The sequence below is a fragment of the Micromonospora sp. NPDC005161 genome (genome assembly GCF_053599855.1).
Genome location: NZ_JBSFYQ010000065.1, coordinates 1 through 22,509, shown reverse-complemented (window position 1 = coordinate 22,509; position 22,509 = coordinate 1). Strand labels below are relative to the sequence as shown.

General features: G+C 72.6%; 22 protein-coding genes. 16 read left to right on the top strand and 6 right to left on the bottom strand.

Annotation, left to right across the window (positions count from 1 at the left end; all coding sequences use genetic code 11):
* Positions 1–77: 77 nt before the first annotated feature.
* The gene (locus ACWD5O_RS34370; protein WP_450087851.1) at positions 78–395 is read right to left on the bottom strand and encodes a hypothetical protein; all 318 of its coding nucleotides are present in this window, start codon (positions 393–395) and stop codon (positions 78–80) included.
* A complete protein-coding gene (locus ACWD5O_RS34365) occupies positions 388–963 on the bottom strand; it encodes an IS607 family transposase (protein ID WP_449937611.1) in 576 nt (191 codons plus the stop codon). The genes ACWD5O_RS34370 and ACWD5O_RS34365 overlap by 8 nt, the downstream gene beginning before the upstream one ends.
* A gap of 254 nt (positions 964–1,217) precedes the next feature.
* On the opposite strand from ACWD5O_RS34365, the gene ACWD5O_RS34360 reads away from it, so the two are divergent.
* Both ACWD5O_RS34360 and ACWD5O_RS34355 read left to right on the top strand, forming a co-directional pair.
* Positions 1,218–2,150 carry an acetyltransferase gene (locus ACWD5O_RS34360; protein ID WP_450087850.1) on the top strand — a complete coding sequence of 311 codons (933 nt, stop codon included), beginning with the start codon at positions 1,218–1,220 and terminating at the stop codon, positions 2,148–2,150.
* Positions 2,151–2,282: 132 nt separating this feature from the next.
* Entirely contained in the window at positions 2,283–3,476 is a 1,194-nt protein-coding gene (locus ACWD5O_RS34355) for an alpha/beta fold hydrolase (RefSeq protein ID WP_450087849.1), read from the top strand.
* On the opposite strand, the gene ACWD5O_RS34350 is transcribed toward ACWD5O_RS34355, so the two are convergent.
* Positions 3,392–4,069 carry a TetR/AcrR family transcriptional regulator gene (locus ACWD5O_RS34350; RefSeq protein ID WP_450087848.1) on the bottom strand — a complete coding sequence of 226 codons (678 nt, stop codon included), beginning with the start codon at positions 4,067–4,069 and terminating at the stop codon, positions 3,392–3,394. The two genes, ACWD5O_RS34355 and ACWD5O_RS34350, sit on opposite strands and share 85 nt — an antisense overlap.
* Positions 4,070–4,191: 122 nt before the next feature.
* On the opposite strand from ACWD5O_RS34350, the gene ACWD5O_RS34345 reads away from it, so the two are divergent.
* On the top strand, positions 4,192–4,710 hold the full coding sequence (locus ACWD5O_RS34345; RefSeq protein WP_450087847.1) for a hypothetical protein: 519 nt from the start codon (positions 4,192–4,194) through the stop codon (positions 4,708–4,710).
* A gap of 103 nt (positions 4,711–4,813) precedes the next feature.
* Here ACWD5O_RS34345 and ACWD5O_RS34340 read toward each other — a convergent pair whose 3' ends face one another.
* Complete coding sequence (locus tag ACWD5O_RS34340; RefSeq protein ID WP_450087846.1) at positions 4,814–5,917, bottom strand: aldo/keto reductase; 1,104 nt, start codon at positions 5,915–5,917, stop codon at positions 4,814–4,816.
* Between the two features lie 143 nt (positions 5,918–6,060).
* Between ACWD5O_RS34340 and ACWD5O_RS34335 the strand changes: the two genes are divergently transcribed.
* The 13 genes from ACWD5O_RS34335 to ACWD5O_RS34275 all read left to right on the top strand — a co-directional run bounded on the left by ACWD5O_RS34335 (position 6,061) and on the right by ACWD5O_RS34275 (position 20,627).
* A complete protein-coding gene (locus ACWD5O_RS34335) occupies positions 6,061–6,666 on the top strand; it encodes a TetR/AcrR family transcriptional regulator (protein ID WP_450087845.1) in 606 nt (201 codons plus the stop codon).
* Positions 6,667–6,725: 59 nt separating this feature from the next.
* A complete protein-coding gene (locus ACWD5O_RS34330) occupies positions 6,726–6,905 on the top strand; it encodes a hypothetical protein (RefSeq protein ID WP_450087844.1) in 180 nt (59 codons plus the stop codon).
* Between the two features lie 231 nt (positions 6,906–7,136).
* Positions 7,137–8,771: an ABC-F family ATP-binding cassette domain-containing protein gene (locus ACWD5O_RS34325; protein ID WP_450087843.1), complete on the top strand. Its 1,635-nt coding sequence runs from the start codon at positions 7,137–7,139 to the stop codon at positions 8,769–8,771.
* A gap of 174 nt (positions 8,772–8,945) precedes the next feature.
* Positions 8,946–10,037: a LacI family DNA-binding transcriptional regulator gene (locus ACWD5O_RS34320; protein WP_450087842.1), complete on the top strand. Its 1,092-nt coding sequence runs from the start codon at positions 8,946–8,948 to the stop codon at positions 10,035–10,037.
* The gene (locus ACWD5O_RS34315; RefSeq protein WP_109820819.1) at positions 10,034–10,969 is read left to right on the top strand and encodes a carbohydrate ABC transporter permease; all 936 of its coding nucleotides are present in this window, start codon (positions 10,034–10,036) and stop codon (positions 10,967–10,969) included. The genes ACWD5O_RS34320 and ACWD5O_RS34315 overlap by 4 nt, the downstream gene beginning before the upstream one ends.
* Before the next feature lies 1 nt (position 10,970).
* The gene (locus tag ACWD5O_RS34310; RefSeq protein WP_387322082.1) at positions 10,971–11,810 is read left to right on the top strand and encodes a carbohydrate ABC transporter permease; all 840 of its coding nucleotides are present in this window, start codon (positions 10,971–10,973) and stop codon (positions 11,808–11,810) included.
* 34 nt (positions 11,811–11,844) lie between these two features.
* The gene (locus ACWD5O_RS34305) at positions 11,845–13,137 is read left to right on the top strand and encodes an ABC transporter substrate-binding protein (protein WP_450087841.1); all 1,293 of its coding nucleotides are present in this window, start codon (positions 11,845–11,847) and stop codon (positions 13,135–13,137) included.
* Between the two features lie 2 nt (positions 13,138–13,139).
* Positions 13,140–14,324 carry an ADP-ribosylglycohydrolase family protein gene (locus tag ACWD5O_RS34300; protein WP_450087840.1) on the top strand — a complete coding sequence of 395 codons (1,185 nt, stop codon included), beginning with the start codon at positions 13,140–13,142 and terminating at the stop codon, positions 14,322–14,324.
* Positions 14,321–15,673, top strand: a complete 1,353-nt coding sequence (locus tag ACWD5O_RS34295; protein WP_450087839.1) for an ADP-ribosylglycohydrolase family protein — start codon at positions 14,321–14,323, stop codon at positions 15,671–15,673. Before ACWD5O_RS34300 ends, ACWD5O_RS34295 begins: the two co-directional genes overlap by 4 nt.
* Before the next feature lie 31 nt (positions 15,674–15,704).
* Positions 15,705–16,643 (top strand): ribokinase, encoded by a 939-nt coding sequence (locus ACWD5O_RS34290; protein WP_450087838.1) that lies wholly within the window; start codon positions 15,705–15,707, stop codon positions 16,641–16,643.
* Positions 16,640–18,622 (top strand): formylglycine-generating enzyme family protein, encoded by a 1,983-nt coding sequence (locus ACWD5O_RS34285; protein ID WP_450087837.1) that lies wholly within the window; start codon positions 16,640–16,642, stop codon positions 18,620–18,622. Before ACWD5O_RS34290 ends, ACWD5O_RS34285 begins: the two co-directional genes overlap by 4 nt.
* Positions 18,619–19,806, top strand: coding sequence for a CaiB/BaiF CoA transferase family protein (locus ACWD5O_RS34280; RefSeq protein ID WP_450087836.1), 1,188 nt, complete (start codon positions 18,619–18,621; stop codon positions 19,804–19,806). Before ACWD5O_RS34285 ends, ACWD5O_RS34280 begins: the two co-directional genes overlap by 4 nt.
* Entirely contained in the window at positions 19,806–20,627 is an 822-nt protein-coding gene (locus ACWD5O_RS34275) for an HpcH/HpaI aldolase/citrate lyase family protein (protein ID WP_450087835.1), read from the top strand. The genes ACWD5O_RS34280 and ACWD5O_RS34275 overlap by 1 nt, the downstream gene beginning before the upstream one ends.
* On the opposite strand, the gene ACWD5O_RS34270 is transcribed toward ACWD5O_RS34275, so the two are convergent.
* Together ACWD5O_RS34270 and ACWD5O_RS34265 are read right to left on the bottom strand one after the other, a co-directional pair.
* Positions 20,615–21,262 carry a DUF305 domain-containing protein gene (locus ACWD5O_RS34270; RefSeq protein ID WP_450087834.1) on the bottom strand — a complete coding sequence of 216 codons (648 nt, stop codon included), beginning with the start codon at positions 21,260–21,262 and terminating at the stop codon, positions 20,615–20,617. The genes ACWD5O_RS34275 and ACWD5O_RS34270 overlap by 13 nt on opposite strands.
* A 71-nt stretch (positions 21,263–21,333) precedes the next feature.
* Positions 21,334–22,227 carry a DUF1996 domain-containing protein gene (locus tag ACWD5O_RS34265; RefSeq protein WP_450087833.1) on the bottom strand — a complete coding sequence of 298 codons (894 nt, stop codon included), beginning with the start codon at positions 22,225–22,227 and terminating at the stop codon, positions 21,334–21,336.
* Positions 22,228–22,509: the final 282 nt, after the last annotated feature.

The following is a 22,509-nucleotide window of genomic DNA, read 5'->3' as shown; positions in this document are numbered from 1 at the left end:
CCAGATTCGACAAACTCGCTGTGCGCTACCAGGCCACACTCCACGTCGCCGCGATCAACGAATGGCTCTGAACAGAGCTATGAAACACGGCCTAGCTGGCACCTGCGGGCCAGCGCCCACTGGTCGTGCGTGGCCTTGGTGATCGCCCCTGCCCACCGGGCCGACGAGCCAGGCGTCAGGTCGCGCTTACGCGCCGCCCACGCGTGCGTGGAGTGCTCCAGCCGGTCGGCACACCGAACCTTGAGGTCCTTCGCCGCGAGCGAGCCCAGGTGTGCACCCACCAGGCGCAGGATCTCCTCGTCTCGCGCCGTGAGACCTTTGAGGCGGTCGCGGATGGCGACCCCGGTCGGGCCGAGGGCGACGAACGGCTCGTCGATCGAGCGGAGGTCAGCCATGTTCGGCGGCCTCCAGCGCCTTCCTGGCCCGATTGCGGGCCGACCTGCGCCCGTACAGGCGAGCACAAAACGACGTCAGCACCTCAACCATGTCGCGGACCAGGTCGTTATCGACCTCGCCCTCGTCCAGCACCACCAGCCGGCGACCGTGGGCGGCCAGCGCGGCCTCGACCAGTTCGACGTTCATACGACCCAGCCGGTCCTTATGTTCAACCACGACAGTGCTCACGTCCGGGTCGGCCAGCAGACGCCGTGCCTTCGACCGGGCGCCGTTCATGCCCGAGCCGATCTCGGACTCCACACGCACCACCCGGTGGCCGGCCTTGGCCGCCCACCCCGACAGTCGGGCAACCTGGCGCTCCAGATCGGTCTTCTGATCGTGGGACGAGACCCGGGCGTACAGACCCAGGCCACCCGTGGCGGCCGGCGCGCTGTTGGCGTCCACATTCACCAAAATCATGCGGGGGCCAACCCGCTGAGCCGGGACCGGCAAGGTGCCCTGACGGAACCAGCGATACGCCGTGTGGGGACTGATCCCCTGCGCACGTGCCCACTCCGTCAGATTCACAGGAGCATCATACGCAACTATAGTCACCCCGTGCACACTCATGCACGCTCGGCGGCCAACAGGTCGCGACCCCTCTCCGCGCGGGCACGGCAGCCCGAGCGCGTCTTGCCGGCCGGCGAGAACTCGGATAGGTTCTGGGGCACGCCGTCGAGCCGGGAGGAGGTCAGAACAATGTCCGATGTTCTGCGCCCTCTCCGCGCCCCGGCGTCCACGCGGATCTGACCCGGGGCGCTCGCTTTCCGGAGGATCAACCTATGACCGACCTGGTCATCCGTCCGCTCGTCGTGGGCGAGGAACACCTGTTCGACTCCATGCCCGATCCGCTGCCCCAACTGCGCAAGGTCGGCTACGCCGACGGGATCGCCGGCGGCGGCTACCGACCCGAGACCACCTGGGTCGCCCTCCGAAGCGGCCGGGTGGTCGCCCGGGCGGCCTGGCTCCTTCCGCCGGGTGCCGTCGGTGCGCCCTGGTTGGAGCGGTTCGACCTGGACGCCGAGCCGGAGGTGGGCGCGGCACTGCTGCGCGCCGCCCACGAGGCGCTGGGCGGTCCCGGCCTGTACTTCGCCGCCATGCCGGCGCACTGGCGGCGGCGGCCCGAGGTGCTGGCCGTGGTGGAGGCGCCGATGGCGGCGGCTCGGCTCGCCGGGCTGGTCGAGCGGGGGGAGCGGCTGAGATGCTCCTGGACGGGCACGCCGTTGCCGGCCACCTCCGGGCGGTACGCCTTTCGCCCTGCCGCCGACCCGACCGAGATCAACGCACTGGTCGCCCGGATCGCCGAGCCGGACGTGCTGACCGGTGTGGAGATAGCGCGGGCGGTCGGCAACGTCGACCTGGCCACCGACCCGCTGGCCTGGCTGCGGGGTCCGGCGGCGGACTGGCGGGTCGCGCTGGACGACGGCGTGCCGGTCGGGCTTGTCGGACCAGCGGGAGACGCCTGTTACCCGCTCATCGCCTACCTCGGTCTGCTCGACGAGGCCGTCCGGAGTGAGCTGCTCGTCGAGGCGGTCCGGGTGCTGGCAGCCGGTGGCGCCCGGGAGGTGATCGCCGACGTGGACGCCCACCGGGTGGCGGTGCTGGCGGAGTTGGAACGGACCGGGTTCCGACAGCTGCGCTCGCGGGTCCTCTTCGCGCCGGCGACCGGCACGCCGCCCGATCCGGCGGTCGCCGCCGCCGGCCGCCTGGGCTGACCGACCGGGGGTACGCCCTGGCGCCACCAGGGCGTACCCCCGGTACCCACCGCCGCATCGACCGAACGGCCGGTGGGAGGATCTGGCCGTGTCCAAGATCGTTGCCAACCCCTGCCACCAGGCCTGACGTCGATGGACCTGTTCGGTGGGCACCACACCTTCCTCGACTACTGGGTCGCGCTCATCGGCGACGGGCTGACGCTCGTCGTGGCGGCAGTCGTCGGGCGCCTTCTCTGGCCGTCGCGCCGCCGTGAGCCGCGTAGCGCGCCCGCGGACCCGCTCGACTTCGCCGCCGCCACCCGCGTCGCCGAGACCATCGTCTCGGCCGAGGCCGCGGATCCGCTGCTCCGGCCGGAGTCGCGCAGCCGGTTGCTGAGCCACGGCTCCCGTACCGACCGGGCGGTGCTGCTGCTGCACGGATACACCCACGCGCCGGACCAGTTCGACGAGCTGGCCGAGGAGTTCTTCGCCCGTGGTTACAACGTCTGGGTTCCGCGCGCTCCCCACCACGGCACGGTGGACCGGCGGGCCCATCATCAGGTCGAGGCCGGTGAGCTGACCGCGTACGCCGCCGAGGCGCTGACCGTCGCGGCGGGTCTCGGGGACGAGGTCGGTGTCGTGGGGATCTCCGGCGGCGGGGTTCTGGCCGCCTGGTTGGCCCAGGTCCGCGGCGACGTCGTGCGGCGTCTGCTGCTGCTGTCGCCGTTCTTCGGCCCTGACCCGCGTCAGGCGCCGGCGTTCGCCGTCAAGCCGCTCATCCTGCTGTACGGGCGCCGCATCCTGCCCGACCGTGTCACCTCGCGCGGCTACTCCCTGTCCGCGGTCGCGCAGTACCTGGCGATCGCGCGCGATCTCCCGCGCCCACCTCGACGGACCGGTCTGCTGACCGCGGCGGTCGCGATCAGTCCACTCGATGGGGTGGTGGACCGTCGTGCGGCGGTGACGGTGCCGGCCCGGATCGCCGAGGCGAACGCGATCCCACTGCGGGTCTGCGAACTGCCGGAGTCGTTGGGCGTCCGCCACGACGTGCTGGACCTCGGCGCGCTCGGCACCGACGGATCCGACCTGCACCGAGCGGTACGTCGAGCTGTACGAGGGAGACCCGGTGCCGACGTCCGGACTCGCGGACGACCAGCGTGGGCGAGTAGCCGTCTGACGACGGCGGCACCGGGCGCCTGCTGGCCCACGGTCGTGGGGACACGCTGGAAAAACCGGCCGGCGAGGTCGCGTCTGAACCTTGTTCAACTCCCAGCCCGTTGCCGCTCCAGGCCGTCGAGGAGGGCCTGGAGACCGAACTCGAAGGCCCGGTCGGGAGCGGCGGCATAGGTGGCCGCCGCCGAGGTCTCCAGGCGCGCGCGCAGGCGGGGATAGCGCATGGCGATCTCCTGGGCCCTGGTCATCGCGTCCTGGAACTGTTCCTCGGCGGTGGTGTCGTCCCGGGCGAGTTTCCGGGTGAGCGAGGCGGTCGCGGCGGCGCCGGCCGCGTTGCCGAGGGCGTAGGTGAAGACCGTGGAGGCGGCCTGGTCGGCCTGGGCGCCGCGGAAGCCGGCGGCCTCGTAGACGGCGAGCGTGTGGTCGTCGTGCCGTGCCTTGCCCTCCCCGTAGAGGATGTGTGCGGCGAAGGCCTGCACCAGCCAGGGGTGCCGGGTGAACATCTCGTACAGGTCGACGGCCATGGCGGTGGCCGCGGTCCGCCAGTCGACCGCGTCCAGGTCGGGCAGCGTGAGCTCGCCCCACACCCGGTCGGTGGCGAGAAGCACGAGGTTGTCCTTGTTCTTGACGTGCCAGTACATGGCCGTGGCAGCCGAGTCGAGGCGTTTGCCCAGGGCGCGCATGTTCAGGCCTTCGAGGCCCTCGTCGTCGAGGAGTTCGACGGCGGTGCGGACGATCTGGTCTCGGGTGAGGGTGTCGCGTGCCATGCCCCTCACGGTACGCACTCGCTTGCACAAAGTTCAACGACTGTCTTGCACATTGTTCAAGTCGTCCGCTACGGTCATCACCGCCAGCTACTTGAACTATGTGCAACTCAAGGGAGACCCCCGTGAACACCCTCGCCGCCGTGATGCAACTGCTCGTCGCCGCAGCCTTCGTCAGCATCCCGCTGGTCCGTCACCGCTTCGGCCCGGTCGCGAAGGCCGCCGCGGAGGCCGAGCTCCGCCGCCAGAACGTCCGCCCGGGGATCCTGGAGGAGAACAGGCTCCGGTTCGACGCCGGTGGCCACGAGACCGCCGCCCCGGTGGCCGTCGCCGCGGTGATGACCGCCACCGCGGCCCTGAACCTCGCCGACGCCGACCCGGCCCAGCTGCTGACCTGGATCTTCTCCTCGCTGGTCGTGCTGATGAACGTGGTGATCGTCTACAGCAACCGCACCGCCGTGAAGTCCGTCCAGGCCGCCTTCCGCCGCAAGGGCGACCCGGAGCTGACCCGCATCCAGGTCGAGCCCTTCCTCGCGGCCGCCGAGGGCGCCTTCCCGCGCTGGGTGCGCGCCCAGACCTACCTCCGCAACACGGTGGTGTTCGCCGGCTCCGCCGTCGCCCTGGTCGCCGTCTCCGTCGTCTGACCTTTCGCTCCCGATCCTGCGGCGGCGAGTCGGCGGGTGCACGCAACAGGGCCTTCGCGGCGATGCTGTCGCCGCGAAGGCCCTGCGCCATTGCCGTGCTCCGTCAGTTGACGGGCTGGGTGGCGCCGTTGAACACCGGCGGGGCATAGCCCGCTGGCTTGTCGCCGATGCCGAGGCCGGGGCTCACGACCCAGGACTGGTACTGCGGGGTGAACATCCCGTAGGGCATCCCGACCTGCGGTGCGCTGGCCTCCTCGAGCCGGCGACGCGCGTCCGCCGGGATCTCGATGTCGAGCGCGCCGAGGTTGCTGTCCAGCTGCTCCGGGCTACTCGCCCCGATGACCACCGAGGCGACCGCCGGCTGGGTCGCCACCCAGTTGATCGCGACCTGGGCCATGCTGTGGCCCAGCTCCGCCGCCACGCCCTCGAGCGCCTCGATCACCTGCCAGTCCCTGGGGTTGATCTCTCGACCCGGGGCGTCGGGATTGGTCAACCGGCCGGTCCCGCTCATGCCCTCGCCGGTCCGCCGGTACTTGCCGCTGAGCAGACCGCCGCCGATTGGGCTCCACGCCGTGAGGCCCATGCCGAGGGTCTGGGCCATCGACACGTACTCCGCCTCGATGTCGCGTGCGACCAGGGAGTACGGAAGCTGCACGGTGATCATCGGGGCCAGCCCGTGCGCCTCGGCGTAGCTCTGCGCCCGTGCCGCGTACCAGGCCGGTACGTCGGAGAGCCCGGCGTACCGGATCTTGCCGGCGCGTACCAGGTCGTCGAGGGTGTGCACGACCTCCTCGACCGGTGTGATCCGGTCCCAGGTGTGCAGCAGGTGCAGGTCGATGTAGTCGGTGCCGAGCCGGCGCAGCGAGGCCTCCACGGCCCGCACGATGTGCTTGCGACCGTTGCCGCTGGCGTTCGGGTCGGTCGGGTCGATGGTGTTGGTGGCCTTGCTGGTGAGCACGAGCCGATCCCGGACACCGGCCCGGTCGATCAGGCGGCCGAGGATGCGTTCGCTCTCACCGGCGGTGTAGAAGTCCGCCGTGTCGATGAGGTTCCCGCCCGCCTCCAGGTAACGGCGGAAGATCGGCTCCGCCTCCTCCTCGGTCCTGCCGTACGCGGCGTGGAACCCGTCCACGCCGAAGTTCATCGTGCCCAGCGCCAGTCGGCTCACCCGCAGACCGGACCGCCCGAGCAGGTAGTACTGGTTCATCGTTGCGTCCTTCCGATCGCTCGCCGGCCCGGAGCGGACCGCGTGGCCCAGACTTTTGCTCGGCAAAAATGGACCGGCAAGTCCAAAGAGCGAGCTACGGTTGAACCGGCAGGTCCAGACGAGGAGGCGGTGACGGAGGTTTCATGACGCGCGCGTTGACCCGCAAGGGCGAGGCGACCCGGGCGCGGATCGTCGCCGGCGCCGCCGCCGAGATCCGCGAGCGCGGCGTCGACGAGACACGCCTCGAGGACGTGATGGCCCGCACCGGAACCAGCAAGGGCCAGCTCTTCCACTACTTCCCGGAGGGCAAGGACGAGCTGCTGCTCGCCGTGGCCCAGCACGAGGCCGACCAGGTGCTCATCGACCAGGAGCCGATGCTCAGCAACCTGACGTCCTGGCCGGCGTGGCTGGCATGGCGCGACCGGCTCATCGAGCGCTACCTCGCGCAGGGCGTGAAGTGCCCGCTCAACGGTCTGCTCGGCCAGGCGGGCCGGCGTGGGCCGGGCGCGCAGGCGGTGGTGGCCGGGCTCATGCGGCGCTGGCAGAAGGCGATCACCGAGGGCATCCGGCACATGCAGTCGACCGGGGACATCGCCCCCGAGGTCGACGCCGACCGTGCCGCCGCGGCGCTGCTGGCCGGCATCCAGGGCGGTGTCCTGCTGCTGCTCGCCACCGGGAAGATCGATCACCTTGAGGCCGCCCTCGACCTCACCATCGACTCCCTGCGCGCGGGTGCCCGCACCGCCTGACCGTGTCAGGATCTCCTTTCCGGCCGCACGGGAGCTGACCCGGAGAAGGGTGGTCGACCATGTCCGTGGGAATGATCGCAACGCTGCTGGGCGGTTCGATCCTGCTCTTCGCCGCGCTGCTGCTGACGATCATCAGCGTGTTGGGACGCCGTGCGCGGTCTGGGCGGCGGGCGGGCCGGTACACGTCGAGGCCGGGCAACTCGTCGGACAACAGCTCGTCGAGCATGGGCGCAGGGTGAGGTCGTGCCGCGCCGCACCGAGAGCTGAGCGTCCGCGCTGAGCTATCCTTTCGCCCGAGTTGTTGGAGATCGGAGCAAGCGTGGCAGGTGACGACGACATCTCCGGGTGAGAGCCCGGACCGGCCGCCGACGGGCGCGTGATCGCGCTGCCGTCGCCGCGGCCTCTGTCGTCATGCCCTGCTCCCGCCGGGCCACCTGTGTGCGCCCGGATCTTCCTTCTCCGAGGTCCTCATGTCTGCTCGACCCGCCCTCATCGCCCATGACCTTCTCCGTATCCGGGGTACGCGCCGGGTGCTCGACGGTGTCTCCCTGACCGCCGCGCCCGGCGACCGGATCGGCCTGATCGGTGAGAACGGCACCGGCAAGACCACCCTGTTGCGGGTCCTGGCCGGCGTCGACGAACCGGACTCCGGCACCGTCGCGCGCCCACCGGATCACGGCTTCCTGCACCAGGAGATGCCCTACGCCGCGTCCGCGACGGTCGCCACGGTCCTGGACGACGCGCTGCGCGAGGCCCGGGCGGACCTCGCCGAGCTGGACCGGCTCGGCGCCGCGCTGGCCGACGCACCGGAGGGCGCCGAGCGGCACGCCGAGCTGCTGGCGGCGTACGGTGCGGCCCTGGAGCGGGCGCAGGACCGGGACGCCTGGGACGCCGACCGGCGTGCCGAGACCGTGCTCGCCGGCCTCGGCCTCGGCGGGATCGCGCACGATCGGCGGCTCGCGGAGCTGTCCGGCGGGCAGCGGGGCCGCCTCGCGCTGGCCGCGATGCTGGTCCGCCGGCCGGATGCGCTGCTGCTCGACGAGCCCACCAACCACCTCGACGACGCGGCGGCGGCGTTCTGCGAGGACCAACTCCGCGCGATGCCCGGGGTGGTCGTGCTGGCGAGCCACGACCGGGCGTTTCTGGACGCGGTGTGTACCGACGTCATCGATCTGGACCCGGCGGTCGAGGGCCCGGTCCGCTACGGCGGTGGCTACAGCGCGTACCTGGCGGCCAAGCGGGCCGAGGCCGACCGTTGGCGCCGGCGTTACGACGACGAGCAGGCGCTCCTCGCCGAACTGCGCGAGGCCGCCGCGGTGACCGGGCACCAGGTCGCCCACGGCCGTGGCCCCCGCGACAGCGAGAAGATGGGGTACGGACACACCGCCGGCCGGGTGCAGAACCAGATCTCCCGCCGTGTCCGCGACGCCACCCGCCGACTGGAGACACTGGAGCGTCACCAGGTCGCCGCGCCACCGGAGCCGCTGCGCTTCCAGGCACCCGTTCTCGCCACCGGCGCCGGCGATGACATCGTCGCCACGATGCGCCAGGTGCGGATACCCGATCGGCTGTGGATGGCGCACCTCGCGGTCGCCGCCAGCGACCGGCTGTTGGTGAGCGGCCCGAACGGTGCGGGCAAGTCCACTCTGCTCGCCGTCCTCGCCGGACGCGTCAGTGGCACCGGAGCCGTCTGGAGGCGGCCGGACCTGCGCGTCGGTCTGCTCACCCAGGACACCACCTTCGAGGATCCGTCGCGAACCGCCCGGGACGTCTTCGGTCGTGCCGTCGGTGCCGAGCGCGCCGAAGCGGTGCCGCTGTCGTCACTCGGGCTGCTCGCGCCCAGGGACCTCGACCGACCGGCGGCGGACCTGTCGGTCGGCCAGCGCCGTCGGCTCGCTCTCGCGGTGCTCGTCGCCAACCCGCCGGACCTGCTCCTGCTGGACGAGCCGACCAACCATCTCTCCCCACGGCTCTGCGACGAGCTGGAGGACGCCCTGGGCACCGGACCGGGCGCCATCATCGTCGCCAGCCACGACCGACGCCTCCGCTCCCGGTGGCCGGGCCGCGAGATCACCCTCACCGTCGGGCCGTCCACCCGCAGTTGACCAAGAGGTTTGCGTCAGGACACGCCGGGCGGGATGACGCAAATCTCTTGATCAACGAGGCGGGTCCGGCCCGTCGACTGTTGGAAACGTTTTCGTAACGAGCCCTTGACCTCTCCGCCAAGGGCGGCGCAGACTCCCGGAAACGTTTACAGCAACCGGGTGGAGGTGTCGAACGTGGGTCGTAAACGTTTACAGGAACCGGCTGACGGCCGGCCCACGGTGCACACGGTCGCCGCCCGCGCCGGTGTCTCCATCGCGTCCGCCTCGCGCGTGCTCAACGGCATCGGCGGCAGCCCGGAGACGATCCGCAAGGTACGCGCCGCGGCGGCCGAGGTGGGCTACGTGCCGAACGCGATCGCCCGGTCCCTGCAGTCCCAGCGCACCGGCCTCGTCGCGCTCGCCGTCGAGGACATCGGCAACCCGGTCTACGTCGAGATGATGCGCGCCATCGAGTCCGTGGTCGCCTCTTCCGGCCGGCAACTGCTGGTGCACGCCACCGGCGGCCGGATCGACAACGAGACCGCCCTGCTGCGCCGGCTGGCCAACCGCTACGTGGACGGGATGATCGTCTCGCCGATCCGGGTCACCGACGACCACCTGACCGCGCTGGTGGACAGCCCGGTGCCGGTGGTGGTGGTCGGCCAGCTCGGCGCGGACGCCGCGGTCGACAACGTGCGTACCGACTCCCGGCAGGGTGTGGCGCTGGCCGTGGACCACCTCGTCGCCAGCGGCCGGCGCCGGATCGGCTTCGTCAACGGCCCGCTCGACACCGTCCCGGGCACCGCGCGCGACGCCGGCTTCCGGGCAGCGCTGGCGCGACACGACATCCGGCTCGACGAGGACCTGATCGAGGTCGGCGACTTCCAGTACGCCGCCGGCCGGGCCGCAACCGAGCGGCTGCTCGCCCGCGCCGACCCGGACGCCCTGGTCTGCGCCAACGACCTCATCGCGGTCGGGGCGCTGCACGCCCTGCTCGCCGCCGGGCGCCAGGTGCCGCAGGACGTCGCCGTCGTCGGCATGGACGACACCGAGCTGGCCCGGATGATGTTTCCCCAGCTCTCCAGCGTCTCGCTCGGCTCGGCCGAGCGCGGTCGCCGGGGAGCCGAGCTGCTCCTGCAACGCATCGCCGACCCGACCCTGCCGCCGCGGCGCGAGCAGGTACCACCCAGCCTCGCCATCCGGGCGTCCAGTGGCACGCCGCTGCCGGCACCCCGGCCAGCCGCCCCACCGACCACCCACCCGACCAGCGAAGGGGTGACCTCATGACCACGCTGGCCGAGCGGCCGGACGTCGAACGGGCCGGACCGGCCCGCCGGCCGAGCCGGTTCCGTTCCGACCGGACCGCCATCTACCTGCTGCTCCTGCCGTCGCTGCTGCCGATCCTGGTGCTGTCGGTGTTTCCGCTGCTGCGCGGCATCTACCTCGGCTTCACCGACGCCCGGGCCGGGCGCAACGTCGAGGTGTCCTTCACCGGCCTGGCCAACTACCGCGAACTCCTCGGCGACGAGCTGTTCTGGAACTCGTTCAAGATCGGGCTGCTCTGGGCGGTCGGGGTGACGGTGCTCCAGTTCCTGCTCGCCCTCGGGCTGGCCCTGCTGCTCAACCAGCAGCTGCGGTTCCGGGGCGTGGCCCGGGTGCTGGCCGTGGTGCCGTGGGCGATGCCGCCGGTCGTGGTCGGCATCCTCTGGAAGCTCGTCTACCACCCGGACGCCGGCCTGCTCAACGAGTTCTTCCACCGGATCGGCGCCGACGGGCTGCGGACCAACTGGCTCGGCGACTTCAGCACGGCACTGCCCGCGGTGATCCTCGTCGGGGTCTGGGCCGGCATGCCGCAGACCACCGTCGTTCTGCTCGCCGGCCTCCAGGGGGTGGGCCGCGAGCTGCACGAGGCGGCCGCGGTGGACGGGGCCAGCACGTGGCACCGGTTCCGGCACGTCACGCTGCCCGCCCTGGCGCCGGTGATCGTGGCGATCACGTCGCTGGACTTCATCTGGAACTTCAACTCGTTCGGGCTGGTGTACGTGCTGACCGCGGGCGGGCCGGGCGGCAAGACCATGCTGCCGATGCTCTTCGCCTACGAGGAGGCGTTCCGCTACGGCAACTACGGCTACGCCGCCGCGCTCGGCAACGTGATGGTCGTGCTCATCATCGCGCTGCTCGCGGTCTATCTCCGGCGCCGGCTGAGGGAGGCGAACTGACATGTTCGGAAAGCCGAGCCGTACCGGGCGGGCGCTGCAGTACCTGGCGCTCCTCGGCTACCTGATCTTCCTCGGGTTCCCGCTGATCTGGCTGCTCTCGACGGCCTTCAAGCCGCCGCGGGAGCTGGTGCGGCTGCACCCCACGCTGATCCCGAGCGACCCGACCGTGCAGAACTTCGTCCAGGCCTTCACCGAGCAGGAGCTGGGCAGGGCGGCACTGAACAGCCTCCAGGTCTCGCTGGCCTCGGCGGTGCTGACCGTCCTGGTCGCCATGCCGGCCTCGTACGCGCTGGCCCGGTTCCGCTCCAAACTCGGCACCGCGGCGTTGGGCTGGGTGTTGCTGTCGCAGCTCTTCCCGTTCGTGCTGCTGATCATCCCGATCTTCCTGGTGCTGCGGCAGGTCGGCCTGGCCAACACACACGCCGGGCTGGTGCTGATCTACGTGGTCTGGGCGCTGCCGTTCGCGCTCTGGATGCTCCAGGGCTTCGTCCGCAACATTCCTCGCGAGCTGGAGGAGGCAGCCTCGGTGGACGGGGCGAGCCGGGTGCAGGTCCTGCGCCGGGTGGTCTTCCCGTTGCTCGCCCCGGGCCTGGTCGCGACCGCGCTCTTCTCCTTCATCTCGGCCTGGAACGAGTTCTTCTTCGCCCTGGTGCTGATCAAGACGCCCGAGCTGGCCACCCTGCCGGTGGCGCTGGCCCGTTTCGTCGGCATCGAGGGCACCGCCCGACTCGGGCCGCTCGCGGCCGGCTCGCTGCTGGCCACGCTGCCCAGCCTGATCTTTTTCGCGTTCATGCAACGCCGGCTCTCGTCCGGGTCGCTCGCCGGCGCGGTCAAGGGCTGAACCGTCCCCCACCCACCACCAAGGAGGTACCCCCATGCTCCGTACCCGATTCCGTCGACTGGCCGCGGCCACCGCGGTCGCGGTCGTCGGCCTCGGCGCGCTCGCCGCGTGCGGTGACGGCGGCGGCGACGAGGCCACGTCCGGCCCGGTCAAGCTGCGTTTCCTGAGCCTCGCCTGGCAGAAGGAGTCGCTGCAGGTCAACAAGGACCTCGTCGCCAAGTGGAACACCGAGCACCCCGACATCCAGGTCGAGTACGTCCAGGGTGACTGGAACTCGGTGCACGACCAGTTGCTGACCTCCTTCGAGGGCGGCGACGCACCGGACATCGTGCACTACGAGGCGTCCTCGATCGGCGAGTTCAGCAAGCAGGGCTACCTGGCCGATCTCTCCGGGCTCGTCTCCGACGACCTGAAGGGCCAGATCGACAAGGGCGTCTGGGACACCGCGACGTTCGACGGCAAGGTCGCCGGTGTGCCGTTCCTGCTGGAGTCGCAGGTCGTCATCGCCAACAAGAAGCTGCTCGACGCCGCCGGCGTCGCGGTGCCGCCGGCCGACGGCGGCTGGACCTGGGACGAGTTCCAGGCCAACGCGCAGAAGCTCACCAAGCCCGGCCAGTACGGCGTGGCCTGGGCGTTGAAGTCGCCCACCAACCGGGTGCTCAACCTGGCGCTCAACTACGACGGGAAGTTCTTCTACACCGACGGCGGGCGCACCGAGGTCCGGGTCGGGGACGCGGAGAAGGAGATCCCGAAGCGGATCCACGACATGATCTACGCGACGAAGTCCGCGTCCCCGGAGGCGCTCGGCATGAGCGGCGCGGACACCCTGCCCGGCTTCTTCGGTGGCAAGTACGCCATGCTGCCCGGCTCGGTGTCGCTGCGCCAGCAGATGGTCGAGCAGGCGCCGGCCGGCTTCGAGTGGGTCACCCTGCCGCCGGTCAAGGGACTCTCCACCAAGCAGGCGGCCAACCCGCAGACGCTGTCGGTCTCCGAGGACTCCAAGCACAAGAAGCAGGCCGCGCAGTTCCTCGAGTACTTCCTGAACCCGACCAACATGGCCGCCCTGGCCAAGGGTGACTGGCTGGTTCCGACCGGCAAGCAGGCCAACGAGGAGCTGGTCAAGGTCACCACCGGCAAGCAGGGCTGGGATGTCGCCGCGGACAGCGCCGCGGACCTGACCGTCGCCCCGTTCCAGCAGGCCGACGGCTACCCGGAGTGGAAGACCAAGTACGCCACCCCGGCTCTCCAGCAGTACTTCGCCAACAAGATCACCCTCGATCAGCTCGGCACGCAGCTGGTCGACGGTGGCAAGCAGGTTCTGAGGTAGACATGTCACTCTTGCTCGACACATCGGTCGGCTGCCTGGTCGGCGCCGCGGTCGGAGACGCCCTCGGGGGCGCCACCGAGACGGCACTACCGGAGCAGATTCGCGCACGGTTCGGCGGTTGGGTCGAGGGCATCGTGCCCCCGTACCACGCCGACTGGGCCACCGCGCGACCGCTCGCGCCGTACCACAAGGGCGACGGGCACATCACCGACGACACGTTGATGACCCACGCCCTGGTCCGCGCCTACGCGGCCAAACGCGACCACCTCGACGCGTACGACGTGGTGGAGCTGCTGGTCCCCGACCTGATCGAGCGGGTGGTCTACATACCCGACCTGGAGCGGGAGGGGGTGACCTTCCACCGGCTCGCGGCCGCCGAGCGGTGGCTGGTCACCCGCCTGCACCACGCCCACGCGGACCCACGCGAGGCAGGGGTCGGCAACATCGTCAACTGTGGAGCGGCCATGTACATGGCTCCGGTCGGCATCGTCAACGCGGGCGATCCGGCCGGGGCGTACGCCGAGGCGGTCGAGATCGCCGGGGCGCACCAGCACAGCTACGGGCGGGAGGCCGCCGCCGTCTTCGCGGCGGCGGTCGCCGCGGCGGCCACCCCCGGCGCGGGCGTCGAGGATGTCGTCACCGCGGCGCTGGACCTGGCCCGCGACGGCACCCGGGCGGCCATCGACGCGGTGGTCAAGGAGGCCCGGAGCCACCACGACTGGAAGCAGGCGATCCCGGCGCTGCGCGCCGCGGTCGCCCCCTACGACACGGTGGGGGAGGAGTACCGGAGCCCGAGCCTCGGTGCGCGGCGGCCCAGCCGGCTGCACGCCATCGAGGAGCTACCGGTGGCCATCGGCATGCTGGTGGTGGCCGGCGGCGAGTTCCGCCCGGCGGTGCTCGGCGCGGTCAACTACGGCCGGGACGCCGACTCGACCGCGACCATGGCCGCTGCCATCGCCGGGGCGCTCGGCGGTGCCGCCGCGGTGCCCACGGAGTGGTCCGAGGTGGTCGCGACCGCCTCCCAGACCGACCTGGTGGAGCCGGCCAGGATCCTCGCGGCGGTGGCCGGCGAGGTGTTCGAGCGGGACCGGGCCCGGTTCACCCGGCGTGCGGAGCGCTTCGCCGGCCTGGCCGGTGGCGCCGGTCGGGCCGTGCCGGACGCACCGGACGGGGAGCCGACCCGGTGAGGATCACCTGGGTCCAGCCGGAGGACCTGCTGCCCCACGAGTTGGCGGCCAGCCGGGACGAGGGCCGCGACGTGGCGGCCCTCGCCCGGCGGTGGACGGAGGCCGGCGGCGACCTGACCCCGCCGGTCAGCGGAGCGTCGCCCACCCCGGCCTCGCCCGCGCTGCGGGCGCTCGCGGTCGAACTGCTGGACGCCGCCGACGCGCTGCCCGCCGTCGCCGTCGCCGACGAGCCGGATGATCTGGCCGCGCTCCGGGCCGAATGGCCGGCCGCCTGGTCGCTGCCGACCGACGTGACGTACGACCGGCTGCACGGCGCGTGGCTCGGCCGGGCGGCCGGCTGCCTGCTCGGCAAGCCGGTGGAGAAGATCCCCCGGGAGGGGATCCGGGAGATCCTCACCGCCACCAGCCGGTGGCCGCTGCGCCACTGGTTCACCGCGAAGGGACTGCCGGCCGACGTCGCCGCCCGCTGGCCCTGGAACCGGCGCAGCGCGCCAACCAGCCTCGCCGAGAACATCGACGGCATGCCCGAGGACGACGATCTGAACTACGCGCTGCTGGCCCTGCGGGTGCTGGAGACCCACGGACGGGACTTCACCAGCGCCGACGTGGCGCAGGCGTGGCTGGACTGGCTGCCCGGTGGGCGGGTCTTCACCGCCGAACGGGTGGCGTACCGGAACCTGCTGCTCGGGCTCGCGCCACCGCAGAGCGCCCGCCGGCACAACCCGTTCCGCGAGTGGATCGGCGCGCAGATCCGCACCGACGTGTACGGCTGGGTCAACCCCGGCCGGCCGGACCGGGCCGCCGAGCTGGCCCTGCGGGACGCCACCGTCAGCCACGTCCGGGGTGGCGTGCACGGCGCGCTCTGGGCCGCCGCCCTGGCCGCCGCCGCGCCGGTCGCCGACACCGTCGACGAGGTGCTGGACGCGGCCGAGGCGGTGCTGCCGCCGCGCAGTCGGTTCGCGGCCACGGTGCGCGAGGCGCGCGCCCTCGGCGCGGGCACCGACGACTGGGAACGCGTGGTCGACGAGCTGTACGCCCGCCACGGTCACCTGCACTGGGTGCACGTGCGCAACAACGCCGCGCTGGTGGCCGCCGCGCTGGCGTACGGCCGTGGCGACCTGGAACGGTCCATCACCGCGGTGGTCAGCGGCGGCTGGGACACCGATTCGACCGGCGCGACGGTCGGTGCGGTGACCGGGGCGCTCACCGGGGCATCCGGGCTGCCGGCGCGGTGGGTCGCCCCGCTGCGCAACCGGCTGGCCAGCAGCATCGGCGGTTTCGACGGGATCGGCTTCGACGAGCTGGCCGAGCGGACCCGGGCCCTGGCCCAGGCGGGGAGCGGGTCATGACGCGGCACGGGTGGACGGAAAGGAGCACGGCATGAGCGCGCGCGTGGCGGTGGTGGGCAGCAGCAACCTGGATCTGGTGGTGACCGCGTCGCGGCTGCCCCGCCCCGGCGAGACGGTGCTGGGCGAGAACTTCCGGACCGTGCCGGGCGGCAAGGGCGCCAACCAGGCGGTCGCCGCCGCGCGGGCCGGTGCCGCCTGCGACTTCGTGGGCGCGGTCGGCGACGACGAGTTCGGTACGCAGATGCGGGCCAGCCTGGTCGGCGCGGGGGTGGGCGTCGACGGCCTGCGGACCGTCGCCGGTGCCTCCGGCATCGCGCTGATCGCCGTCGACCGGGACGCGGAGAACTTCATCGTCGTCGCGCCCGGCGCCAACGGCACGTTGACCGAGCTGGACGCCGACGACCGGGCGAGGATCGCCGCGGCGGACGTGCTGCTGCTCCAGCTGGAGGTGCCGCTGGCCGCGGTGCTCCAGGCGGCCGACTGGGCCCGGACGGAGGGCACCACCGTCGTGTTGAACGCCGCACCGGCCGCGGTCCTGCCGACGGAGCTGCTCGACCTGGTCGACGTGCTGGTCGTCAACGAACACGAGGCGGCGGTCGTGGCCGGGGTCTTCTCCGGTGATCCGTCGGTGCTGCTCGACGCCCTGCTGGAGCTGGTGCCCCGGGTGGTGCTGACCCGCGGCGCGCGCGGTGCCGCGTACGCCGACCGGCGCGGTCTGCGCCTGGCGGTCCCCGCCCCGAGCATCGACGCGGTGGACACCACCGCCGCGGGCGACGCCTTCACCGGGGCGCTCGCCGTTGGCTGGGCCGAGCGTGGCGGCGCCACCACCGACGACACCGTCATGGCGAGCCTGCGCTGGGCGTGCGCCGCCGGCGCGGCCTGCGCCCAGCGGCACGGCGCCTCCACCGCCCTGCCCGAGCGGTCCGCCATCGACGCCCTCTACGACGCGACCTACCGAGGTACCCCGTGAGCTTCAACCCGTACGTCCCGCGCCCGATCGACCGGCCGACCGAGGTGCCGCTCGGCGGGCACGCCGACCTGACCACCCTGGACGAGGCGAAGATCTTCGCCGCGCCGACCGAGCCGGCCGACTGGCCGGCCTGGCGGGAGCAGCTCACCCGCTGGCGGGCCGATGCCCGCGAGCGCATCGGCTACAGCGGCGCGCACTACGACGAGATCGCCGGCGACTGCTTCAGCGTCTGCCTGGCGTGGCTCTGGGACGAGGCGCTCTACGACCACGAGCGCGGTGTCTTCACCGTCGACGAGTTCCTCGACGCGGCCGGACGGGACTTCGGCGGCTTCGACGGGGTGGTGCTCTGGCACGCGTACCCGGTCATCGGCCTGGACGACCGCAACCAGTTCGACTGGTACCGGGACGTGCCGGAGCTGCCCGAGGTGGTGCGGGCGTTCCAGGAGCGGGGGGTGCGGGTCTTCATCGACTACAACCCGTGGGACACCGGCACCCGCCGGGAGCCGGGTAGCGACGCCGAGGAGGTCGCGGCCCTGGCCGGCAAGCTCGGCGTCGACGGGGTCTTCCTGGACACCCTGAAGGAGGGCGCCGGGGAGCTGCGCGCCGCGTTGGACGCCGTCCGCCCCGGCATGGTCCTCGAAGGCGAGAGCCGGGTCCCGCTGGCCCGGATCGCCGACCACGCGATGTCGTGGGCGCAGTGGTTCGCCGACTCCGAGGTCCCCGGAGTGCTGCGGGCGAAGTGGTTCGAGCGGCGGCACGTGCTGCACCACACCCGGCGCTGGCACCGCGACCACCTCGACGAGCTGCACTCCGCGTGGCTCAACGGCGTCGGGCTGCTGGTGTGGGAGAGCGTCTTCGGTGTCTGGGTCGGCTGGAACGTCCGGGACCGGGCGGTGCTGCGCGCGATGCGCCGGGTGCAGACCAGCCACGCCGCGTGGTTGCGCGCCGAGGATTGGGTCCCGCTCGCCGACCATCCCGGCACGGGCCAGGTGTACGCGTCCCGCTGGACGCACGAGGACAAGCCACTGTGGACAGTGGTGAACCGGGGCGCGGACCACGACGGACCGTGGCTGATCACCGAGGCCCGGACCGGCCGGCGCTTCGTGGACCTGATCACCGGCGCCGAGCTGAGCGTCACCGAGACCGGTGACGGGCGGCTGGCGGTGGGCGGCCCGCTGCCCGCCGGCGCCATCGCCGCCGTGGCGGTGACCGACGCCGCCGTGCGGCGGCACGAGCCACCCACCGGCGACCCGTCCTTCCCCGCCCGCGCCGCGGTGCGCGTGCGGACCCCGTGGGCGCCCCGGCAGCACCTGCCGCAAGGCATGGCGGCCGTCGAGGCCGGCCGGCGGGACCTCGTCGTCCGGCACCGGGTACGGGAGACCGGACTGTACGGCGAGGCGCCCTACGTCGACGAGTGGAAGCCACTGCCGCCCCGGCTGCACCACACCGGCACGCTGCGGCGCAGTGTCCGGCTCGGCCGGTACGCCATCGCCACCCACGAGGTCACCCACGGTGAGTACGCCGAGTTCCTGCGGGCCACCGGCTACCGACCGGTGCGCCCCGAGCGGTTCACCGCGGGGCAGGGCCCGGCCGACGCCCCGGTCACCGGGGTGGAGTTGGCCGACGCCCGGGCGTACGCGACGTGGGCCGGGCTGCGGCTGCCCACCGAGGACGAGTGGCAGGTGGCCGCCGAGGCGGGACTGCTCGTGCGCCGGGAACCGCTGGTGTGGAACCTGACCGAGAGCGAGCACTCCGACGGGCGCACCCGGTTCGCCATCCTCAAGGGCGGCGCGGACCACCGGGCGGACGGCTCCGACTGGTACCTCGACGGCGGCCCGCAGCCGGCGGACGTCTCGGTGAAACTGCTGCTGACCGGCGCCGGGCTCACCCGCTCCGACCAGGTGGGCTTCCGCTGCGCCGCGGACCTGGTGCCCGACCCCCCTGCTGTGGCGCCCGACGCGGCGGAGGTGACCCGGTGACCGCGCCCCTGGACGGGATCAAGGTCGTCGACCTGGCCACCCTCTTCGCCGGGCCGCTCGCCGCCGCGTTCCTCGGTGACTTCGGCGCCGACGTCGTCAAGGTGGAGCATCCTGCCAAGCCAGATCCGTCGCGGGGGCACGGCCCGGCCAGGGACGGCGTCGGCCTGTGGTGGAAGGTGCTCGGCCGCAACAAGCGGACCGTCACCCTCAACCTGTCCGATCCGGACGGCGCCGCGCTGCTGCGCCGGCTGGTCGCCGACGCCGACGTGCTGGTGGAGAACTTCCGCCCCGGCACGCTGGAGCGGTGGGGGCTCGGCCCGGCCGAGCTGCACGCGGTCAACCCCCGGCTGGTCATCACCCGGATCAGCGGCTTCGGGCAGATCGGCCCGTACGCCCGCCGGCCCGGCTTCGGCACCCTCGCCGAGGCGATGAGCGGCTTCGCCGCGGCCACCGGGGAACCGGACGGCCCACCGACCCTGCCCCCGTTCGGACTGGCCGACTCGGTGACCGCGCTCGCCGCCGCGTACGCGGTGATGCTGGCCCTGCGGGCCCGGGACGCCACCGGCACCGGGCAGGTGGTGGACCTCGCCATCATCGAGCCGATCATGGCGATGCTCGGCCCGCAGATCACCTGGTACGACCAGCTCGGCTACATCCAGCCCCGGCTGGGCAACCGGTCCAACAACAACGCCCCGCGCAACACGTACCGGTGCGCGGACGGGCGCTGGGTGGCCGTCTCCACGAGCGCGCAGAGCATCGCCGAGCGGGTGCTGCGGCTGGTCGGCCGACCCGAGCTGATCGACGAGCCGTGGTTCGCCACCGGCAGCGGCCGGGCCGCCCACGCCGAGGAACTGGACGCCGCGGTGAGCGCCTGGGTGGCGAAGCGGGACCGCGACGAGGTGGTGGCCGCGTTCGAGGCGGCGCAGGCGGCGGTCGCGCCGGTCTACGACGTCCGGGACATCCTCGCCGACCCGCAGTACGCGGCGCTGGGCACCGTGCGCAGCGTCCCGGACGAGGAGTTGGGCGAGGTACGGATGCAGAACGTGCCGTTCCGGCTCGTCGACACCCCGGGGGAGATCCGGCACGCGGGCCGGCGGCACGGACAGGACACCGACGCGGTCTTCGGCGCGCTCGGCCTGAACGCCGACGACCTGGCCGCGCTGCGCGAGCGGGGAGTGCTCTGATGCTGCTCAGCTGGCTCTACGTGCCCGGCGACCGCCCGGACCGGTTCGCCAAGGCGGTCGCCTCGGGCGCCGACGCGGTCATCCTCGACCTTGAGGACGCCGTGGTGGCCGGGCGCAAGGCGTACGCCCGGGACGCGGTCGCGGAGTTCCTCGCCGAGACGCACCCGGTGCCGGTGCAGGTCCGGGTCAACGAGCTGACCGGGCCGGACGTCGACGCCGACCTGGCCGCGGTCTCCGGTCGGCCGGGGCTGGCCGGGCTGCGGCTGCCGAAGGTGGAGTCGGCCGAGACGGTGGCGGCGCTCGCCGACCGGATCGACGTGCCGCTGCACCCGCTGGTCGAGTCGGCGCTCGGGCTGGAGGCCGCGTACCCGATCGCGTCCGCCCACCCCGCGGTGGCCTCGATCGGTCTCGGCGAGGCCGACCTGCGTTCCGACCTCGGGGTGAGCGACGACGAGGGGCTGCTCTGGGCGCGCGGCCGAGTGGTGGTGGCGGCCCGGGCCGCCGGCCTGGCCCCGCCGGCGATGTCGGTGTTCGCCGACGTCACCGACGTCGCCGGTCTGGCCGCCTCCTGCGCCGTCGGGCGGCGGCTCGGCTTCCTCGGCCGTGCGGCGATCCACCCGCGCCAGCTGCCGGTGATCGTCGAGGCGTTCCGGCCCGCCGACCGGGAGGTGGCCCGCGCCGCGGAGCTGTTGGCCGCTGTGGCCGAGGCGCAGCGACGGGATTCGGGAACGGCGGTGCTGCCCGACGGCCGCTTCGCCGACCGGGCGATGGTCGCCGCCGCCCGGCGCACCGTGGACCTGGCCGCCCGCTACGCCGCCTGACCCGCGCGCCGCCCGTCTGGCCCCGCGGGGTCGAGCCGGTCGAGCCGCGCGAGGTCGGCGGTGCCGCCCCGGACCACGGCCGCGGCCAACGCGATGGTCGCCGGGTGGACACCGCCCCGCTGCTCCGCGGCGGCGATCCGGACCGCCTGCGTCAGGTGCGCACGCAGGTGCCCGGCGAGCAGCCGGTGGAACGCCTTCCCGGTGGCCGACCGCAGCGCGGCCAGCTCGTCGGGGCTGATCATGCCCGGCATGTCGTGGCCCTCGTGCGGGTTGGTCGCCGGCGCACTGGATTCGCCCAGCAGCCGGCGCGACACGACCAGGTCGGCGCGTTGGGTCGCCTCGATCTGCGCGGCCAGGCGCCGCCAGGCCGGGTCGGTGGTCCGGGCCGGCACCAGGTCGAGCACCGGCAGCACCCGTTCGGCCATCGCCACCGTGAGCTGGAGCCAGGCGGTGTCGGTCGGGCTGAACGGTCCGGTCGTACCCGTGGGTGCCGCGACGCTCGGCGGTGCGACTGCCGTCGGCGCATCCGCGGCCGGCGCGGTGGTACCGGGCGGGTCCGATGGCCCGGCAGCGCAGCCGGCGACAAGCAGGACGGCGATGAGCAGCGTGGGCGGCGCGGCGACGACGGCCCGCATCCGACCTCCTTTCCGCGCGGGGTGGGCGGGCCCGGCGCGACCGGGCCCGCCCTCGGGTTGACCGTCTCGACTCAGATCGGTCGACCGTCGTGCCCACACTTGATCACCGGACGGATGCAGTCCTGGACGCGGCGGGCCATCTCCGCCACCGGCCAGGCGTTGAAGAAGTCGCCGTGCATGGTGTAGCCCGGCCCGGAGGCCAACCGGAACTGCGCGGGGTTGCCGTTGACCGGGTACCGCAGCACCTGGCGCAGCTTCGGCACGTGCACCGGGTGCGTCGCCGGGCATGCCTGATTCACCGGGTACGCCATGTGGCTCTTGTGGTCGGGCGAGTCCAGGTCGCGGCCGTTCCAGCACTGCGGGAAGTCCAGGTACGACTCCAGCATCGTCCCGGCCGGGCAGGTGACGAAGTTCTTCGACGGCGGCACCTGCCCCGCGTGCAGACAGGACCAGCGGGCGATGCTCTCGTTCGGCCCGGCCGCCTTGGCATTGCCCGCCACGATCCGCAGCCCCTGCGGGATGGGCTGGGTGGCCGCGACGACGTCGGCGCGGACGCCCTCACCCAGGTAGTAGAACGTGGAGATGGCCGGCTCGACCGGAACGTTGTTGTTGTACAGGGTGGGCACCCAGTACGACGAGACGTCCGTCCGCGGATTGCAGGTGGTCGGAGAGTTGACCAGGTCGGGGAGCGTGGTGTGGGCGTTCGTCACCGTGCTGCCGAAGAAGCTGTGCATGTGCGACGCCCCGGGCAGCCCGGGGAAGATGATCGGGTCGTCCGGCAGCCGGTGGCTGTACGTGCAGTCGGCCGGGAACTCCGCGACCCGGATGACGTTGACGCCCGGGGCGGCGTCGGCCCGGGCCGTGGTGGAGACCATGTACGTGCCGAGTAGCGCCAGCAGGGCACCGATCGCCGTGGCGAGGCGCAGCCGGCGGTGGATGCCGGAGAGGGGTGCGGCCCTGTCCATCTCGTGACTCCTGTCGGGGACGGGTCAGGGACAGCTCCGGCGCCGCCGCCGAAGACATCGGAGTTTCCCTGGCCAGACTGGTGGTGGTCTGTTGAGCCGGGACGGGAGAGAGCGCTCTCACAGATCCAGCCTCACCCTGGAGTCGACGCTTGTCAATACGTTCCGCAGTTGGTGGCAATGACGACGTGAAAGGGCCGGACCCTGGTTGGGGTCCGGCCCTTGTCGTTGTTGGTGGTTGGGTCAGCTGGTGGCGTAGCCGCGGGTGGCGATCCAGTCGGCGAG

Coding starts and splice junctions, on each gene's coding strand:
- ACWD5O_RS34370 (WP_450087851.1), bottom strand. CDS start 395: ATGGCTGACCTCCGCTCGATCGACGAGCCGTTCGTCGCCCTCGGCCCG.
- ACWD5O_RS34360 (WP_450087850.1), top strand. CDS start 1,218: ATGACCGACCTGGTCATCCGTCCGCTCGTCGTGGGCGAGGAACACCTG.
- ACWD5O_RS34355 (WP_450087849.1), top strand. CDS start 2,283: ATGGACCTGTTCGGTGGGCACCACACCTTCCTCGACTACTGGGTCGCG.
- ACWD5O_RS34350 (WP_450087848.1), bottom strand. CDS start 4,069: ATGGCACGCGACACCCTCACCCGAGACCAGATCGTCCGCACCGCCGTC.
- ACWD5O_RS34340 (WP_450087846.1), bottom strand. CDS start 5,917: ATGAACCAGTACTACCTGCTCGGGCGGTCCGGTCTGCGGGTGAGCCGA.
- ACWD5O_RS34335 (WP_450087845.1), top strand. CDS start 6,061: ATGACGCGCGCGTTGACCCGCAAGGGCGAGGCGACCCGGGCGCGGATC.
- ACWD5O_RS34330 (WP_450087844.1), top strand. CDS start 6,726: ATGTCCGTGGGAATGATCGCAACGCTGCTGGGCGGTTCGATCCTGCTC.
- ACWD5O_RS34325 (WP_450087843.1), top strand. CDS start 7,137: ATGTCTGCTCGACCCGCCCTCATCGCCCATGACCTTCTCCGTATCCGG.
- ACWD5O_RS34315 (WP_109820819.1), top strand. CDS start 10,034: ATGACCACGCTGGCCGAGCGGCCGGACGTCGAACGGGCCGGACCGGCC.
- ACWD5O_RS34310 (WP_387322082.1), top strand. CDS start 10,971: ATGTTCGGAAAGCCGAGCCGTACCGGGCGGGCGCTGCAGTACCTGGCG.
- ACWD5O_RS34305 (WP_450087841.1), top strand. CDS start 11,845: ATGCTCCGTACCCGATTCCGTCGACTGGCCGCGGCCACCGCGGTCGCG.
- ACWD5O_RS34300 (WP_450087840.1), top strand. CDS start 13,140: ATGTCACTCTTGCTCGACACATCGGTCGGCTGCCTGGTCGGCGCCGCG.
- ACWD5O_RS34290 (WP_450087838.1), top strand. CDS start 15,705: ATGAGCGCGCGCGTGGCGGTGGTGGGCAGCAGCAACCTGGATCTGGTG.
- ACWD5O_RS34275 (WP_450087835.1), top strand. CDS start 19,806: ATGCTGCTCAGCTGGCTCTACGTGCCCGGCGACCGCCCGGACCGGTTC.
- ACWD5O_RS34270 (WP_450087834.1), bottom strand. CDS start 21,262: ATGCGGGCCGTCGTCGCCGCGCCGCCCACGCTGCTCATCGCCGTCCTG.
- ACWD5O_RS34265 (WP_450087833.1), bottom strand. CDS start 22,227: ATGGACAGGGCCGCACCCCTCTCCGGCATCCACCGCCGGCTGCGCCTC.